This is a genomic window from Desulfosporosinus nitroreducens, assembly GCF_023897015.1.
Lineage (GTDB): Bacteria > Bacillota > Desulfitobacteriia > Desulfitobacteriales > Desulfitobacteriaceae > Desulfosporosinus > Desulfosporosinus nitroreducens.
Genome location: NZ_JAMHFY010000083.1, coordinates 1 through 1,476, shown reverse-complemented (window position 1 = coordinate 1,476; position 1,476 = coordinate 1). Strand labels below are relative to the sequence as shown.

2 protein-coding genes are annotated in these 1,476 nt (G+C 34.7%); both read right to left on the bottom strand.

Annotated elements, in window-relative coordinates; translation table 11 throughout:
• Positions 1-87: 87 nt before the first annotated feature.
• Entirely contained in the window at positions 88-843 is a 756-nt protein-coding gene (locus M8E35_RS26235; RefSeq protein WP_252473916.1) for an EFR1 family ferrodoxin, read from the bottom strand.
• A 164-nt stretch (positions 844-1,007) separates the two neighbouring features.
• Positions 1,008-1,310 (bottom strand): ArsR/SmtB family transcription factor, encoded by a 303-nt coding sequence (locus tag M8E35_RS26230; protein WP_252473915.1) that lies wholly within the window; start codon positions 1,308-1,310, stop codon positions 1,008-1,010.
• Positions 1,311-1,476: the final 166 nt, after the last annotated feature.

The following is a 1,476-nucleotide window of genomic DNA, read 5'->3' as shown; positions in this document are numbered from 1 at the left end:
AATTCCATTTTTCACAAGATATTGGCCCATTAATTCGTAATTTGTAGGATGCCCGGGGATGAGAAAGAGCTTTTAACCAACCCTTGTTTAATTATTTGCCGTAATAATTTCTTTTAACGTAACATTTTCATTCAAATAACGTGCATTTGGATTACTTTCTTTTTTTAATCGGATCGCCTTTTGCGGACAAAGGTTTATACACGCAAGACAAAATTCGCAATTTCCCCCATATGCTGGTTTATGCTCATCGAGTTTTATATTATTACGCGGGCAAACCTTTACACACGTTCCACATTGATTACAGTCGTTCCCGACAGAAAAATCTTTATCGGTATTAAAGTTTGGGTTTCTTTTGACGAAATACTGAATGCCTTTGGTCAACATTGAATCTGTGAATGACCTATTCCTGATATATCGCTTCTTTTGATTCACGTCATTTAACAAACGGCTCAAATTTTCTTCAGTATATTTCTTTTTCATCTTTTGCTTCTCAATATTAAAAAATGGTAAATAGTTATCTATCATGAGTAAACCGTCTGCATATTGAACATGAATATCATTTTCCTCAGCATACCGTACAAACCAATTGACGCCGCCTGCAAGCTTGTTTCCATAGGTCATGATGACAAAAATATAAGGGCTCTTAAGTGTGGTCTTCTCAATAAATTCCCGGACAATCTTTGGAGCTGCAAAGCCGTAACAGGGAAATATTAGGCCTATCTTTTCGTCTTCGAAATGAAATTGATTACCTCTTAAAACGTTTGGTATCGAATAAATTTCTCCTCCAAATCTTTTTGCAACATCTAAACTGTTGCCAGTAGCTGTAAAATAAAACACTTTCATAATGTACCTCCATTAATTTTATCGTTCGTTTGTCGAATAGAATTCAAACACATGAATGTTCGAAATACCCTAATACTTCTTATGAGTGACAATAGATGGTTTAAGGTTAATGATTTTATAGTTTTATAACTATCGAATCGTTATGCATTTAAAGCTGCGCTAAATTATTGCTGCTGTAATGATAACAACTTACTAACTTCCTCAATTAACTCTTCATTTACTTTGCAGATCAAAAATTTCCCTTTTTTCTCTGTACTGATCAAATCTGCATTTACTAACTCTTTGATATGATGTGAAATAGTCGGAGCACCAATGTTCAACGAACGGATGATATCTGTAACAAAGCATTCCGAATCGGTATCGGTTGGAAAACTAGATTCATGCATCTCAGCAATTTTAAAATACAATTCTAGTCTATTGGGATTCGATAGTGCCTTAAATATCTTTGCCGCTTTTTTCGTGTCCATATTCCAACTCCAAACTCATACTATAACGATTCGATAACTATCGAAATATATTGTAACTTTTCTAAATGCTCCTGTCAATAGCTCACTGCAGGTCTGTTAAACTTCTTCAAGAAATTTCACTTGGATCTTACCCTCTAGTAGGTCTTCAAAATTTGGGCAGTCTTGC